We start from the raw sequence: 15,334 nt of genomic DNA on the forward strand, positions 1-15,334 counted from the left end.
CACCTTCACAGGTCAAGTATCATGCCGCCGATGGTCAGGCCCGCGGCCGTGCCCATCATCAGCAAACGCTGGCCTGCCACGGCCCGCCCCGTCATCACCGCCTCGTGCAGGGCGGTGGGCAAGGACGCGGCCACCTGGTTGCCATGCGTTTCAAAGATCTTGATGATTTTAGCATCGGGAACGTCGAGGATGCGCGCCGCATGCGCGAGGCCCAGCGGGCTGGCCTGGTGCGGCACGACCACGTCGATTTTTTCCAGTCCCGCGCCCGACTCAGCCATCAGTTCCGCCAGGAAATCCGGCATCACCTTGACGGCCAGGCGGAACACGGCCTTGCCATCCATGCGGAACAGGTAGTCGCCCGGTTCGCAGCCGTTGCGCGGGTTGCGCTCGGTGCCGCCGCCGCGAATTTCGCAGTAGCGCCGCCCTTCCGGATACGTGCCCATCTTGTAGGCGCGGATGCCGGCGCTGCCGTCGCCCCGCTCAACGATGACGGCGGCGGCGCCGTCGCCGAAGATCATCGACGCTTCCGGCTCGCTCCAGTCAACCCCGCGCGAGGCGAGGTCGGACGAGACGATGGCGATGCGCCGGTAGGCGCCGCCGGCCAGCATGGACGCGGCCACGCGGAAGGCAGCCATGAAGCTGAGACAACTGGCGTTGACGTCAAAGCTTTGCGTGCCTGGCGGCAAGCCCGCATGTTCGGCAACGAAGCAGGCCGTGTTCGGCAACGCCTGCTCGGGCACGCCGTTGGCGCAAATCAGCAAGTCGATGTCGGCCGGACGCAGGCTGGCATTCTTCAGCGCGTCGAGCAGGGCGGTGGCGCCCAGCTGGCTTTGCGATTCATCGGGCGCGGCGACAAAGCGCGACAGCACCCCGCTCTTGCGCAAGGTATAGCCAGCCGGATGGCCCAATGTCAGGTCCAGGCTGGCGGAGGTAACGCTGTGCGACGGCACGGCTTTGCCCGTCGCGATCAGGCGAACTGGAATCATGTTGGCCTTAACAAAGTAAATATGGTTATGAATTAATCACGTGCCAGCGGCGGCAAATCGACACCGCAGTTCTTGCAAAAGTTGGCATCGTCATCGAGCCCTTCTTTCAGGCACGTGGGACAGGTACGCGTGGTGACCAGCTTGGAACTGCGCTGTACCGTCATTTCCGCGCTGATAATGCCGGTAGGCACTGCCAGGATGCCCCAGCCGAGCAACATCATCAGCGAAGCGATGGTGCGCCCGATGTCGGTCTTCGGCGTGATATCGCCGAAACCCACCGTGGTCATGGTGCTGATGGCCCAGTAAATCGACGTGGGGATACTGCTGTAACCGTTCTCCGGCCCTTCCACGACGTACATCACAGTACCCAACAGAAAGACCACCATCATGACAAAAGACAAGAAAATGAGGATCTTGCGCCGGCTGGCCAGCAAGGCACGCCCCAGCACCGTGTATTCATGCACATACGACGTGAGCTTGAGGATACGGAACATGCGCAGCAGGCGCAAAATACGCACGTCGATCAGCACGTGCGCGCCCGGCAGCAGCAAGCCGATGTAGGTCGGCACGATGGCCAGCAAGTCGATGATGCCGAAAAAACTCTTGGCATAGCGTACCGGATGTTGCAGACACGCCAGGCGGGCGAAGTATTCGATGGTAAATAAAATGGTGAAAAACCATTCCAGCGCCGTCAGCCAGGTGCCATAGCGCTCGGCCACGGAGGCGACACTGCTGAGCACGACCACCGTCACGCTGATCAGGATGGCGGCGATCAGCAGCAAATCGAAGGCGCGGCCCGTGCGCGTTTCCGCCTCGAAAATGACGGTGTACACCTGCTCGCGCCAGCCCCGCTCGGGCTTGCCATATTTTTGCTGCGTTTCCTGCGCCGCCAGCTGCTGCGGCGTCAGGGGCGCCGCTCCGCTCTTCGTCGCGGCTTTCATGTGGATAGTGTGCTCATATACTATTATTGTATAGATAATTTACAAAGCACGGCGACACGCACGATTGCCTGACAACAACACTACGACAGCTTCTTCGCCAGCAGCACGGCATTGCGCCGCTCGCGCTCGGCTTGCACGATGTCCGTCGTGCGCGCTTCCGACAGGCCCACCGTGTGCAGCACGGTGGCCGTCAGCTGCAGCGCGGACTCCAGCGCCTCGGGCACGACCAGGGTGGCGCCCGCCTGTATCAGGGCCACGGCATGCGCCTCGTCACGGGCCCGCGCATACACGGGCAGCTGCGGATATTCGCGGCGGATCGATTTGACGGCATGCAGCACGGAGGCCGCATGATCCATGGTCAGCACGACGGCGGCGGCCCGGTCCGCATTGACTTTTTGCAACAGTTCCGCGCGCGACGCATCGCCGAAATACACGGGGAAACCGCGCGGATGCAGGGTCGTCACCAGGCGCGCATCATTTTCAATCGCCACGTAGGCGATATCCTGCTCCGTCAGCACCTTGGCCAGCAATTGCCCCACCCGGCCGAATCCGGCGATGATGACGGTGCTACCCTGCGGCGGCGGCGCGCCGTGCGCCAGGTCGGCCAGCTGATGGTGGTGGCGCTTTTCCCACCAGTTGCCGAACGCGCGCGCCGCCTTGGCCAGCGCCGGCGTGGCGAACAGGCTCAGGCCCACCACCAGCATGACGAACTGCGCCACCTGCGGGCCGATCAGCTTGGTACCGAGCGCATACGCGACAACGATGAAGGCAAACTCGCCGCCCTGCCCCAGCAGCACGCCCGTTTCCACGGCGCGTCCCCAGTGAAAGCCGCCAATGCGGAAAATCACGCTGATGACCAGGGCTTTCACCGCAAACAGGCTCAGCACTGCCAGCGGAATCAACACGGGCGACTTGAGGATTTCGCGCACGTCGATCTGCATGCCCACGGACATGAAGAACAAGCCCATCAGCAAGCCCTTGAACGGTTCGATCGTCACTTCCACTTCGTGGCGAAATTCCGTCTCCGCCAGCAGCAAGCCGGCCAGCAAGGCGCCCAGCGCCATTGACAAGCCCGCCAGATACGTCAGGCCCGCGATGCCCAGGGTGCTGAGCAGGGTCAATGCCATGAAGACGTCGGGCTGGCGTTTCTTGACGAAAAACTGGAACAGGGGGCGTATCACGCGGCGCCCCAGCAGATAGATCAGCAGGATGGCGCCGGCCGATTTCACGGCCGCAAAACTGAGCAGATACGCCAGGTCGTCGCTGCGCCCGCTGGCGAACACGTCGATCAGGATGAACAGCGGCACCACCATCAGATCCTGGAACATCAAAATGGAAAAACCCGCCTGGCCGGCCGGCGTTTGCAGCGAGCGCTGGTCGGTCAGCAACTGCATCACCACGGCCGTGGACGACAGCGACAGCACCAGGCCCAGCACGATGGACGCTTCCAGCGACAGACCGAAGTAATACGCGACGCCGCCGATCAGGCAGGCGCTGACGGCCACCTGCCCCACGCCCGCGCCAAATACCCAGCGCCGCAGCGCCCACAGCCGTTCCGTCGACAGTTCCAGGCCGATCATGAACATCAAAAACATCACGCCCAGCTCGGCCAGGCCGCTGACCTGCTCGGCACGCACGAACGAGAAATACGTCAGCCACGTGAAGTCGCCGGCCCACAGGCCGAAACCGAACGGGCCGAACAGGGCGCCCACGGCCAGGAAGCCGAGCACCTGATTGACTCTCAGGCGTTGCAATAGCGGAATAAAAATCCCGGCCAGGGCGAGAAACAGCAGGGTTTCCCGCAAATACGGTAAGGCGTGTTGCTCTTCCAAAATAATCCTAACTCAATGATATCCATGCCGAATTGGCAATTATTGCATGCTGAACCGTGGCAAAACAGGCGCACACGCGATATTTTTTCCCAAGAGCAACATCTCCGCTCTCTATTTCGGCGGCGCCAGCATGTCGGCGCGGGGGCGGTCCCAGCCCGGCACGTAGGCGGGACACGGCCGGTTGCGGAACTGCTGCAGTTCCACGGTCGTGAAATTGGGCAGCATGCCGGGGTTGAAACGCACGTCCGTCAGCTTGTCCGCATTCAACCTGGGCATGCGGGCAAAGCGGAACCAGGCGTCGACATAGCAATTGTCTTCCTGCAAGGCGCGCAAGGCGGCCAGGCTGCCCGCCGCCTGGGCGGAGACGGCAATGCCGGGCGCCAGTTGCCGGCCCTGCTTGCTGGTTTCGGCCAGGCCCGCCGGGCAGGCGGCGGGCGCCAGCGATGCGGGCAGCAGGCTCAGGGTGCCGCGCCGCAAGGTGTACACGTCCGTCTTGCTGTCGAGCGAGACATAGATCCAGCACAGCGGGTTGCTGGGAAACGCCGTCATCGACACGTCCCACACGCGCGTGCCGGGATCGAGCCGCTGCACGGCCGCCTCGATGCGCGTACGGCCGAGGGCCGACGCCACGCCCTGCGTACCGATGAAGGTGGCGGCCAGCGCGAAAGCCAGCAGCAGCGGTCCACGCCCCCGTTCGCCGGCCCGTCCCTGCAGCACGGCCAGGATCACGCCCAGCCCCAGCAGCACGGCCAGCGAGGCCGGCGCCAGATAGGTTTTATAGGTGAAGAAACACAGGGCCGCCGCCAGCCCCGCCAGCAGCACGCTTTTGACGATGCCGTAGCGCAAGGACATGATCACGGGCACGCCCAGCAGCACCCAGAACATGGGCTCGACAATGAAGACCATGTCGCCATACAGCCAGCGGCTGTCGAAAGGATAAAACGGGTGCAAGCCATAGGAATTGAGGAAATCCATGCCCATGTGCAAGCAGAATCCCAGCAGCAGACAGGCGGCCAGGCCGACGCGGGCGGGCACGCTGCTTTTCAGCAAGCGGCGCGCGCCGGGCCATAGCAGCCACAGCAAGGCCAGCAACAGCAGCGCCTGCGGCAAGGCCAGCAGCAAGGTGTGCGTGTGGCCACGGTGGTGCAACATGTAACCGAAGGGGCGCGGCAACAGTTTTGTCAGCACCAGGTCCAGGTCGGGCGCGTTGCTGGCAAACCAGGCCGAAAACAGAAACAGCGCACGCCGGGTGCGCTGTGCGGGTGCCTGCGGCTCGGGCGGCAGGCTGCGGTGTACCAGTTCGCCGACCCCGAGGCCGATGACCGAATGCGTAATATTATCCATCGGGCAATTTTACAGGATGCCCGCCCCATAGTGGTCCCGCGCTACAGCTTCTCCAGCTCCGGGCCACGCATGCCCACCAGCAAGGCGCGGCCGTCGGGCAGCACGCGGAACTCGCCATAGCGGGCCTTTTCCCAGCGCGCCGCCTCGCCTTCCTTGAAGAACCAGGCATCGCTGACCAGCACCCAGTTCCCATCCTTCGGCGTCAGTTCGAGCAGGAATTCGCCGGGCGCCAGCGCCTCGCTGGTGTACGGACGCAGCAGTTCCGCCACGCCGCGTGCGTCGCGCGTGGCCACCACGAGGGGCCGGCCAGGTGCCCGCTCCACGCTGGCCAGGGTGGACAGCACGCCGAGGCCCTGGAAATTGAGGCGCATATAGTCTCCCTGCATCAGCGAGCGGGGATCGACGGGCGCCAGTTCCACGAAGATCGCTTGTCCTTTGGCAATCAGCTGCTCTTTTTGCCAGATGCCGCCATTGGCCACCAGCAGCACAAGCAGCAAGCCGCCCAGCACGCCCAGGCGCGCGGCGCGGCGCTCCAGAACCACGTCCGCCGGTTTGCTTTCCACCAGGTGCAGCACGGCACCGCGCGTGGCCAGCCACGACAGCGCGCACAGCACGGCGCCAGCCACGGCCAGCAGCGCCGCCTTGCTGGCCAACGGCCAGGCCAGCTGATAATAAAAACTGCCGATGATCCACGCGGCCGCCAGCGCGGCCGCCACGGCCACGCGCGAGCGCCCGCTCGTCACGCAATACGCGAGAATCAGCAGCACGGGTCCCAGCGCCGGCATGAACCAGGACAGCACGATCAGCACCAACGCCACGCCGATGGCCGGCAACTGGCGCAATGCGGGCCAGCGCCATCCCGTCCAGGCGGCCGCGGCCGCAGCCAGCACGAGCGACACGCCATTCAAGGCTTGCGCATACCAGGCAATACCCTGGTGCCGCGTCACTTCGCGCGCCACTTCGCCGGCAAAGCCACCGCCCAAGGCGCCACCCAGCATGAAGGTCATGCCGGACCAGAAGACCAGCCCCAGCAAGATTGCCAGGACCCACCCCGTCGACAGCGATTCCAGGTAGGCGGCGACGGGCGCGCCGCGGCCATCGTTGAACGCTTGCTTCTGCAGCCAGTGGGCGGCCAGCCAGAAGGCCAGCGCCAGCATCCAGGCAAAATACAGCTCCGTGGGATCGTTCTCAAAAATCCAGTCGCGCGTGCTATCGACGATGCCCAGTCCCAGCAAGCCGCAGGCGACCAGGCCCAGCAACACGCGCAGCCAGTCGCGCGGCAAGGCGGCGGCCACCATCAGACATGCCAGACACAACAGCAGCGACGCCGTCTGCGTGGAATAGTCGCGGTACAGGGCATAGCCGAGCAAGCCGCCGCCCACCAGCAGGCAGGGCACGGCCAGCTGCTCGACGAACAGCGCCACGCCGCGCGCGCGGATCAGCAGCACGGCCACCACCAGCACGATGGCGGCCACGACGTACGCGCCGGGACCGTGGCGCACGACGCTTTCCAGGCCCACGCCCAGCGCGATCATCAGGGGAATGGCAGCCAGCCAGGCGCCGAACGCCGTCATCAGCACCAGCGGCCACGGCCGAACATCCTGCACGGGACGGGTAGCGTTGGGCGGCAACAGGCCGGCGCGCGTGGCGTCGTCGATCAGGGTGGCGAGCGCGTCGGCTCGCTGACTATTCACATTGTTCATGCCGCCTCCCGGCGCGTGCGCCACAAAATGCCCTGCACGGTCAAGGCCAGCAGCACGGCGGCCAGCAAGCCCAGCATGGCCAGCGCGCCCACGCCATCGCCCTGGCCGTTGAACAGCACGTGCGTCAGGCCGCCCACCAGCAAGGTATTGATACCGAGCGCGACGGCGCTCAGGCCGAACACGTCAAAGAACCGGCCGGTGGCCAGCAGGACGCCGGCCACGAGCAGCAAGCCCAGTCCGGCCCAGTACGGTGATTCGATATCGTGGCCGAACAGGGCGCTGACGGCCGTGCCCGTGATGAGGATGGTGGCCAGCACCAGGCCCAGGCGCAAGGCCCAGCTGCCCGCGCCCGTCCAGCGCGCCAGCAGAGGCGAGACAAACGCACAGGCAAGCAGCACGGCCAGCCAGCCGCTGACGAAAATGCCCAGGTCGGCCGAATCGATGCGCCAGCTATGGCGCGCCTGCGCCTGCATCCACAGGGTGGCGGCCGTCGCCAGTATCAGCATCCACGGCGTCCACAGCACGTCGCTGCGCGCGACAAAACACAGGGGCAAGGCCAGCACGGCCCACAGGGCGAACAGCTGCCACGGATCGGCGCCCGTCTGGTACGTCTGGCCGAAGTAAGCGAACAGGCCGCCGATGGCCAGCAAGGCCAGCAGCAGCAAGGGGACTCTCGCCCTGGGCACGGCAAACGCGCCCACGCAAGCGGCGGCCAACACCGCTTGCAGCAGGGCGAAGCGGCCCATGCGGCCGAAGTCTTCCCAGTTGGCGGCGACCCAGCAGATCAGCCCCATGCCCAGCAGCACGGCGCCCAGCACGGCCACGCCGCGCGGCAGCCAGTAGGCCAGGCGCGCCGGCTCGCGCTGGAAGCCGGCCACTTCCTGCAACTGCCGGGTTTGTTGGGCATCGAGCGCATGGGCCGAGGCGAGTTGGTACACGGCGAGGCGTAAATCCATCGTCTGCTTTCTTTATCGGGAAATTGGGGGAGCCAGGTCAGCGCTCGACGCTCACGCCACGCCAGAAGGCGACGTGGCCGGCAATTTGCTTGGCGGCATCCTTGGGCTCGGGATAAAACCATGCCGCGTTGGCATTCGTCTGGCCATCGACGACGAGGTCGTAATAGCTGGCCGTGCCCTTCCACGGGCAGACGCTCGTGTGGCTGCTGGGACGCAGGTAGTCCTGCGTCACTGCGGATAAAGGAAAATATACATTGTTTTCAACGACTTGCACCTGCGCATCGGTGGCTTGCGCGATGACGGCGCCATTCCAGCGGGCTGTTGGCATTTGACTATCCTCCTTCTGCGCCGAGTGTAGCGCAAAAAGTCCGCCATGGCGCGCGCCATTGGCGCCCGGTTCAGGCGCCGGCGATGATCTGGCGCAAGGCTTGCTCGAACACTTCGGGCGGCTGGCCGCCGGAAATCAGGTGGCGCTCGTTGATGATGACGGCCGGTACCGAGTTGATGCCGTTCTGCTGATAGAACTGTTCCTGCGCGCGCACCTCGTCCGCATAGGCGCCGGAGGCCAGCACGTCGGCCGCTTTCACAGGGTCTAGCCCCACCTTGCCTGCCACGGCCAGCAACACGTCGTGCGAGGATGGATCCTGTCCCTGCGTAAAGTAGGCATCGAACAGCGCCATCTTGAGTTCTTTCTGGCGCCCTTCCAGAGCGGCCCAGTGCAGCAGACGGTGCGCGTCAAACGTGTTGTAGATGCGGCCGCGCTTGTCCATGGCGAAGGTAAAGCCCAGCTGCTCGCCGCGCGCGCGGATGGCTTCGCGCGACTGCGCCATCTGTTCCGGGGTGGAACCGTATTTGCGGGCGATGTGTTCGCCGATATCCTCGCCTTCGGGCGGCATGTTGGCGTTCAGCTCGAAAGGCTGGAAGTGGATGTCGGCCTGGACGGTGTCCTGCAGCTTGTCCAGCGCCTGCTCCAGCGATTTCAGGCCGACCACGCACCAGGGGCAGGAAACGTCGGAGACGAAATCGATACGGACGGGGACGGGTGTAACGGGGGAAGTGGAAACAGTCATGGTGGGCAGCCTTTGCGCGAATCGGTGGCGGCCGCACCGCGCGGCGCCGCAAGCACAGCATATGCGTGCGGGCCGCGGGAAATCAAGCGCTTACTTTTTCTTGACGGGCGCCTTGGCCGCATCTTTCTTGCCACCGATCTTGCTTTCCTTACCAGAGAGCAAGTTCGCGATGTTCTGGCTGTGGCGGTAAGCCAGCAGCACGCTCATGACGATGACGGACAGCAAGATGGGATCGACGCCGAACAGCAAGCCATAGTAAAACGGCGCGAACAGGGCCGCCACCAGCGCTGCCAGCGAGGAATAGCGAAACGCGTAGGCAATGATCAGCCAGGTGGCCAGGGTAGCCAGGCCCAGCCATGGATTGATGCCCAGCAGCACGCCGAGGGCCGTGGCCACGCCCTTGCCGCCGACAAAGCGGAAGAACACGGGCCACAAATGGCCAAGAAAAACGGCGATGGCCACCAGGGCCACGGCCATGTCGCCCACACCCAGCGCAGTAGAAAAATGGTCGGCCAGGAACACGGCAAGCCAGCCCTTGGCGCCATCGCCCAGCAGGGTCATGATGGCGGCGCCCTTGTTGCCGCTGCGCAGCACATTCGTGGCGCCCGGATTTTTCGAGCCATAGGTGCGCGGATCGGCAATGCCGTAGACCTTGCTCATCACCACGGCAAACGATATCGAGCCGAGCAAGTAAGCGGCCACTGTCATTGCCACGGTTGTGATTACTGGATTCATTTCTTCCCTTTATTGTGTTTATTACACCAGCATCGAGGCTGGCGCAGCAGAATATACACCAGCGCCCGGTCCGCGGACAGGGCGGTATCCAGTTTTCTTAATCCTGCAAGGCGCACTGCACCGGCTTGGCCTTGAGCAAATCGAGCAGCACCTGCGGCGCCAGCGAGACGAGGAAACCGCGCCGCCCGCCATTGATGTAGATGCGTTCGAGCGCCAGGATCGACTCTTCCACGTACACGGGCATGGCCTTCTTCGTGCCGAACGGCGAGGTGCCGCCGATCATGTAGCCGGAATGGCGCTGCGCCACTTCCGGCTTGCACGGCTCGACGGACTTGCAGCCGATGCCACGCGCCAGGTTCTTGGTCGACACCTTGCAATCGCCATGCATGAGCACGATCATCGGCTTGGCCGCCTCGTCCTGCATCACCAGGGTCTTGATCACAGAGTGCTCGGGCACGCCAAGTTCGCGCGCCGACACGCTGGTGCCGCCGTGCTCTTCGTACGGATACGGATGTTCTTCAAAGGAAACTTGATGCTTGCGCAGCAGCTGCGTCGCCTGGGTTTCGGAAATATGCTCTTTTTTAGCCATGCGTGATACGCTGATCGTTCAGTGAGGAGTGCTAATTATGCAGGAAGAAATCCGCTTTGCCACATTCAATGTCTGCAACCTTGCCCCCGCCGGGGCGAAATTGTATGACAACCTGGAACCGTTGAGCCCGGCGCAATACGCAGCCAAGGCGGAGTGGACGGCGCGGCAGATCGACCTGCTCGACGCCGACGTGATCGCTTTCCAGGAAATTTTCTCGCAAGCGGCCCTGCGCGACGTGCTGTCGCGCACGCGCCACTACCGCGAAGCCACCGTGGCCGGCTACGACGCGATGGATGCTAGCGGGCGCATGCTGCCCACGGTGGCGCTCGTATCGCGCCTGCCGCTGGCCGGCGCTGGTGTTGCCTGGGCGGATTTTCCTACCGGCGTGAGCGTCTCCGCCGAGGACAACGCCTGCCGCTTTGCCCGCGCCCCCCTGCACGTCCAGGTCATCTTGCCTGGCGGACAGCTCACGGACGTGGTCGTCGTGCATTTGAAATCGCGCCGGCCCGATTACCGCCATGGCGACGGCTACGATGCGGCCAGCTACGCGCTGGCCAACCTGCGCTCGCTGCAGCGGCGCGGCGCGGAAGCCGTGGCGCTGCGCGTGCTGGCAAGCGAACTGGGCCACAGCGGCCGGCCCCGCATCGTGCTGGGCGACTTCAACGACATCGCCAATGCCGTCACCACGGCCATCGTCATGGGCGCGGGCGCGCCGTGCGAACCAGGCATGGAAATGCGCGCGCGCCTGTACGACGCCAACGCCATCCAGCAACGCCAGGACGCCCTGCGCCACGTGGGCTACACGAATATCCACGACAGTGCCTACATGACGATCGACCACATCCTCGTGTCCGAGCATTTTCATCACGCCTCGCCGCGCGCCATCGGCGTGCTGCAGGAGGTGACTTATCTCAACGATCACTTGCTGCTGGGCTTGCCATATGCGTCCGACCATGGCCAGGTGCTGGCGCGCATCAAGCTGCTGGGAAACATTGATTAACTCAGTCACTAATGCAATAACTAATGCAGCAACTTCGCCAGCACGCTGCCCTCCACTTGCGCGCTGGCATAACGCCCCTGGTATTGCTGGCAGCCCTGCCCCCGCAGATATGCCAGCTGCTGCGCCGTTTCCACGCCTTCGGCGATCACCGTCAATTGTAGCTCGCGCGCCATGGCGATGATGGTGGCGGCGACGGCCGTGTCGGACTCGCCTGCCGCGCCATCGGCGGTGGGCAGAAACGAGGGGTCGATCTTGAGTTTATCCACCGGGTAATGGCGCAGATTGGCCAGGCGCGAATAGCCGGTGCCGAAGTCGTCGATGGCCAGCCTGGCGCCCAGCGCGCGCAGCTGCGCCAGCACACCGGCCAGGCGCGCGCCGCCCTTCATCAGCAAGGACTCCGTCACTTCCAGTTCCAGGCAGGCGGCAGGCAAACCCGACACGGCCAGCGCCTCTTGTACGCTGAGCAATAAATTATTGTGCAGGCATTGCGCGGGCGACAGATTCACGGCTACGCGCCAGTCATGGCCCGCATCGTGCCACGCGCGCGCGCGCAGGCAGGCGTGGCGCAGCACCCAGTTGCCGATCGACACCATCAAGCCGCATTCCTCGGCCACGGCGATGAAGCGCTCGGGCGGCAACACGCCCAGTTGCGGGTGGCGCCAGCGCAACAGCGCTTCGGCGCCGAGGATCTGCCCGCTGGCGACATCGAGCGCGGGCTGGAACTCCAGCACGAATTCATCGCGTCCCAGCGCTTCGCGCAAGCCCTGCTCCAGGCTGGCCCGCTCGACGATTTGCGCATTCATCTCGGCATTGAAAAACTGGAAATTGTTGCGCCCGCTTTCCTTGGCGTGGTACATGGCGATGTCGGCGTTATGCACGAGGCTGTCGATGCCGTCGCCATCGCTGGGAAAGATGGCCACGCCGATCGAGGTCGACACATGCAGTTCGTAGTCGCCCAGCTGGTACACCTGCGTCACGGCATGCAGCAGGCTGGCCGCCACGTGGGCCACCTGGTCGATGCCGCCCACCTCGGCCAGGATGATGACGAACTCGTCGCCGCCATGCCGGCTGACCGTGTCGACGCCGCGCACGCAGCGCACCAGGCGCCGCGCCACTTCCTTGAGCAGCAAGTCGCCCACGTGGTGGCCCATGCTATCGTTGATGTGCTTGAAGTGGTCGAGGTCCAGGTACAGGATGGCCAGCATGCTCAGCTTGCGCCGCGCGGCCGCCAGCGCCAGCGACAGCCGGTCCAGCAGCAGCACGCGGTTCGGCAGGTCGGTCAGGAAATCGTGCTCGGCCAGGTGGCGCGTGTGTTCCTCGTTTTTCTTGCGCTCGCTGATGTCGCTGAGGATGGCCAGGTAATTGCTCAATTGTCCTTGCGGGTCGCGGATGGCCGTTAGCGACAGCCAGGCCGGGTAGCGCCCGCCCGCCTTGCGCTGGCCCATGATGTCGCCTTGCCAATAACCGTTCGCCTCGACTTCGTCCCACACATGGTCGAAAAACGCGGGCGCATCCGGCTCCACGCCCTGCAGGACGAAGGGTTTGCCCAGCATGTCGTCCAGGCTGTAGCCGCTGATCTCGCTGTACGCGGGATTCATGCTGACGACGCGCTGCTGCGGGTCCAGCACGACGATGGCCTCGCGCGCATGCTCGACCACCTGTGCCGACAGGTACAGAGCCCGCTCGGCCAGTTTGCGCGAGGAAATATCGCGGATCACGGCATAAAACAGATAGGTGTGGTCGAGCGTGACGGACGTGAGCAGCACTTCGCCCCAGAACAGCTCGCCCGTGCACGTCTGATAGCGCCAGTCGTAGCGGCAATTGCCGTCCGCGTGGGCCTGCGCCGCCAGCTGCGTGCCGTGCAACGAGGACAATGCGCCATCAGGCTGGCGCAAGGGGGAAAAATCGCTGAGACGGCGCCCCAGCAGCCGCTGCCGGTCTTCACATTGAAACAGGGCGATGGCGGCCGGATTCGCCTCGGCGATATGCTCGTCGCGCAGCAGCAGGATGGCGTCGGCGGATTTCTGGTACAGCTGGCGGAAATTGTCGCCCATCAGCAGCAAGGCGCCCTGCGCGGCGCCATCCTGGCCGCTGGCCGTGATGTCGACATCGATGCAGACCACTTGCCGCACGTGTCCGGACTGCATGACGGGGAATACGGTGGAACAGATGCAGCGCGGCGCGGCCCCGTCGGCGCCCAGCTTCCACAGGCGCGTGCTGCGCGCCTTGCCGCTCTCCCACACGGCCGCCAGTTCGCCGGCAAGCTCCTCGGCCACCGTGGCGGCATCCGGCAACGCGGCGGCCACCCTGGCCCACGGCTGGCCCAGCGCCAGCTCGGCCGTCACACCGTACAGACGCGCCGCGCCAACACTCCAGTAGCGCACGATGCCATCGCGGTCGATGCCGCGCACGGCCAGACCCGGTGCCTGTTCGACGGCGGCAACGATGATGGACAGCAAATCGAGCGCCTTGCCGGCCGCGCCCGCCTGCGGTTCGGCAGCGGCCAGCAAACGGCCCGGCGACGGGGCGGCTCCGGCAATCCGATCAGACATCAGCCCCCCGTGGCGCGGCCGCGCGGCGACCGGCGGGCGTATGGCCTGTCCGGTGGCGCAACCATCCTGACCATTCTTGCGCGCCGGAGAATCGGCTTCTTGAGGATGCGCAAGCATCGTGACGCGCACGGCGTCGACGCGGGCAAGTTGGTTCCGGTCGCCGTTTTTTGCATTCCAGCCCCGATTTTGTGCAATCTGTCGCACGGCGATGGCGGTCGGACTTGAATCTTCCTAAAGTGGCAACATGCGCATCGCCGTGAACGGCCGCAGCGGCAGGCGTGCTGTCTGCGACCACCACGGTGATGCGCTACCCGAATTCTCCCGGCCAGCGACAGGCCGGCCGTACCGAGACCTGGCGCCGAAGCCCTGCGCCGCTCCTGAAAAAAACCTATGAAAAACGAGACCCTGCCCCCCGCCTCCCCCCTTGCCGCCACGCGCCGCCGGCGCTGGCGCACGCCCGTGCTGATCCTCGTCGTGCTGGGCCTAGCCGGCGGCGGCTGGACGGTGATGCAATCGAAGCAGCAAGCCGCCAAGGCGGCCGAACTGCAGGCGAGCAAGAAGAAGGAGCAGGAAAAGACGCCCGTGCATGAACTGGCGCAGGGCGACGTGGCCGCCATCGATGCGCGCGCGCTGTCCATCAGCCTGCCCCTGTCCGGTTCGCTGGCGCCCGTGACCCAGGCCACCATCAAGGCCAAGGTTTCCGGCGTGATCGAGGCAACCACCTTGCAGGAAGGCCAGCAAGTGGCGAATGGGCAAATCCTCGTGCGTCTGGACGCGGCCGACCTGCGCGCCCGCTTGACGCAGCAGCAAGCCATGCTCGACGAAGCGCAGGCGCGCCTGTCCATGGCAAGTAAAAACGAGGCGAACAGCCAGGCCCTGCTCAAGCAAAAATACATTTCGCAAACGGCCTACGACACGACGCAAAACTCGGTCGACCTGGCGCGCGCCAATGTGAAGTCCGCCGCCGCGATGGTCGACATCGCCCGCATCGCGCTGGCCGACACGGTAATCCGCGCGCCGATGGCTGGCATCGTCAGCAAGCGCCACCTGCAGGCCGGTGAAAAAGTCTCGCCCGACATGCCCGTCTACACCATCGTCAACCTGGCGCAGCTGACCCTGGAAGCGCCCGTGCCCAGCGCGGAAATCCCCCGCATCAAGCTGGGCCAGGATGTACACTTCAAGGTCGACGGCTTCGGCGCGCGCGACTTCGCCGGCAAGGTCACGCGCATCAACCCCACCACCGAGAGCGGCTCGCGCGCCATGCTCGTCTACATCGCCGTCGACAATGGCGATGGCGCGCTGCGCGGCGGCATGTTCGCCAAGGGCAGCATCGTCACCGAGCGCTCAATCGTGGCGCCGCTGGTGCCCCTGACGGCCGTGCGCAATGAAAAGCAGGGCCCCGTCGTATATGCGCTGGTGAACAACAAGGTCGTCGCCCAGCCCGTCACCCTGGGACTGCGCAACGAGGATGAAGGCTATGCGGAAGTCACCTCCGGCCTGGTGCCGGGCGCGAAAGTCATCGTCGCCAAACTCGATGGCGTCAAGCCGGGCCACAGCGTGACCTTCGCCGCACAGCCGGGCGTGCCCGCCGCGCCGGCAGCCGTGCTGGCACGGAAGGATTAAGCC

Annotated in this window: 13 protein-coding genes; 2 read left to right on the forward strand and 11 right to left on the reverse strand. The window is 64.9% G+C overall.

Translation table 11 applies throughout. The features are described from left to right. Positions 1-5: 5 nt before the first annotated feature. From FG13_RS14460 to ybaK, 10 genes are all read right to left on the reverse strand, one after another. Positions 6-986, reverse strand: a complete 981-nt coding sequence (locus FG13_RS14460) for a 3-oxoacyl-[acyl-carrier-protein] synthase III C-terminal domain-containing protein (RefSeq protein WP_035821931.1) — start codon at positions 984-986, stop codon at positions 6-8. A gap of 32 nt (positions 987-1,018) precedes the next feature. Then, the gene (locus FG13_RS14465) at positions 1,019-1,927 is read right to left on the reverse strand and encodes an ion transporter (RefSeq protein ID WP_035821933.1); all 909 of its coding nucleotides are present in this window, start codon (positions 1,925-1,927) and stop codon (positions 1,019-1,021) included. 80 nt (positions 1,928-2,007) lie between these two features. Continuing rightward, positions 2,008-3,759, reverse strand: a complete 1,752-nt coding sequence (locus FG13_RS14470; protein WP_035821935.1) for a cation:proton antiporter domain-containing protein — start codon at positions 3,757-3,759, stop codon at positions 2,008-2,010. Between the two features lie 111 nt (positions 3,760-3,870). Further along, complete coding sequence (locus FG13_RS14475) at positions 3,871-5,103, reverse strand: metal-dependent hydrolase (RefSeq protein ID WP_035821937.1); 1,233 nt, start codon at positions 5,101-5,103, stop codon at positions 3,871-3,873. A gap of 41 nt (positions 5,104-5,144) precedes the next feature. Then, entirely contained in the window at positions 5,145-6,806 is a 1,662-nt protein-coding gene (locus FG13_RS14480) for a GDYXXLXY domain-containing protein (RefSeq protein WP_051959067.1), read from the reverse strand. Next, positions 6,803-7,762, reverse strand: coding sequence for a DUF2157 domain-containing protein (locus tag FG13_RS14485; RefSeq protein ID WP_035821939.1), 960 nt, complete (start codon positions 7,760-7,762; stop codon positions 6,803-6,805). Before FG13_RS14485 ends, FG13_RS14480 begins: the two co-directional genes overlap by 4 nt. A gap of 37 nt (positions 7,763-7,799) precedes the next feature. Then, a complete protein-coding gene (locus FG13_RS14490) occupies positions 7,800-8,090 on the reverse strand; it encodes a DUF427 domain-containing protein (protein ID WP_035821941.1) in 291 nt (96 codons plus the stop codon). A gap of 70 nt (positions 8,091-8,160) precedes the next feature. Next, positions 8,161-8,832, reverse strand: a complete 672-nt coding sequence (locus FG13_RS14495) for a DsbA family oxidoreductase (RefSeq protein ID WP_051959069.1) — start codon at positions 8,830-8,832, stop codon at positions 8,161-8,163. A 90-nt stretch (positions 8,833-8,922) separates the two neighbouring features. Continuing rightward, complete coding sequence (gene plsY / locus FG13_RS14500) at positions 8,923-9,567, reverse strand: glycerol-3-phosphate 1-O-acyltransferase PlsY (protein WP_235211734.1); 645 nt, start codon at positions 9,565-9,567, stop codon at positions 8,923-8,925. A gap of 97 nt (positions 9,568-9,664) precedes the next feature. Continuing rightward, entirely contained in the window at positions 9,665-10,156 is a 492-nt protein-coding gene (gene ybaK / locus FG13_RS14505; protein WP_035821947.1) for a Cys-tRNA(Pro) deacylase, read from the reverse strand. A gap of 37 nt (positions 10,157-10,193) precedes the next feature. On the opposite strand from ybaK, the gene FG13_RS14510 reads away from it, so the two are divergent. Beyond that, positions 10,194-11,156: an endonuclease/exonuclease/phosphatase family protein gene (locus FG13_RS14510; protein WP_035821950.1), complete on the forward strand. Its 963-nt coding sequence runs from the start codon at positions 10,194-10,196 to the stop codon at positions 11,154-11,156. Between the two features lie 20 nt (positions 11,157-11,176). On the opposite strand, the gene FG13_RS14515 is transcribed toward FG13_RS14510, so the two are convergent. Beyond that, on the reverse strand, positions 11,177-13,708 hold the full coding sequence (locus tag FG13_RS14515) for a sensor domain-containing protein (RefSeq protein ID WP_081922816.1): 2,532 nt from the start codon (positions 13,706-13,708) through the stop codon (positions 11,177-11,179). A gap of 390 nt (positions 13,709-14,098) precedes the next feature. Between FG13_RS14515 and FG13_RS14520 the strand changes: the two genes are divergently transcribed. Beyond that, positions 14,099-15,331: an efflux RND transporter periplasmic adaptor subunit gene (locus FG13_RS14520; RefSeq protein ID WP_035821952.1), complete on the forward strand. Its 1,233-nt coding sequence runs from the start codon at positions 14,099-14,101 to the stop codon at positions 15,329-15,331. Positions 15,332-15,334: the final 3 nt, after the last annotated feature.

Source organism: Janthinobacterium sp. RA13, assembly GCF_000745325.1.
In the GTDB taxonomy this organism is placed as follows: domain Bacteria; phylum Pseudomonadota; class Gammaproteobacteria; order Burkholderiales; family Burkholderiaceae_D; genus Janthinobacterium; species Janthinobacterium rivuli.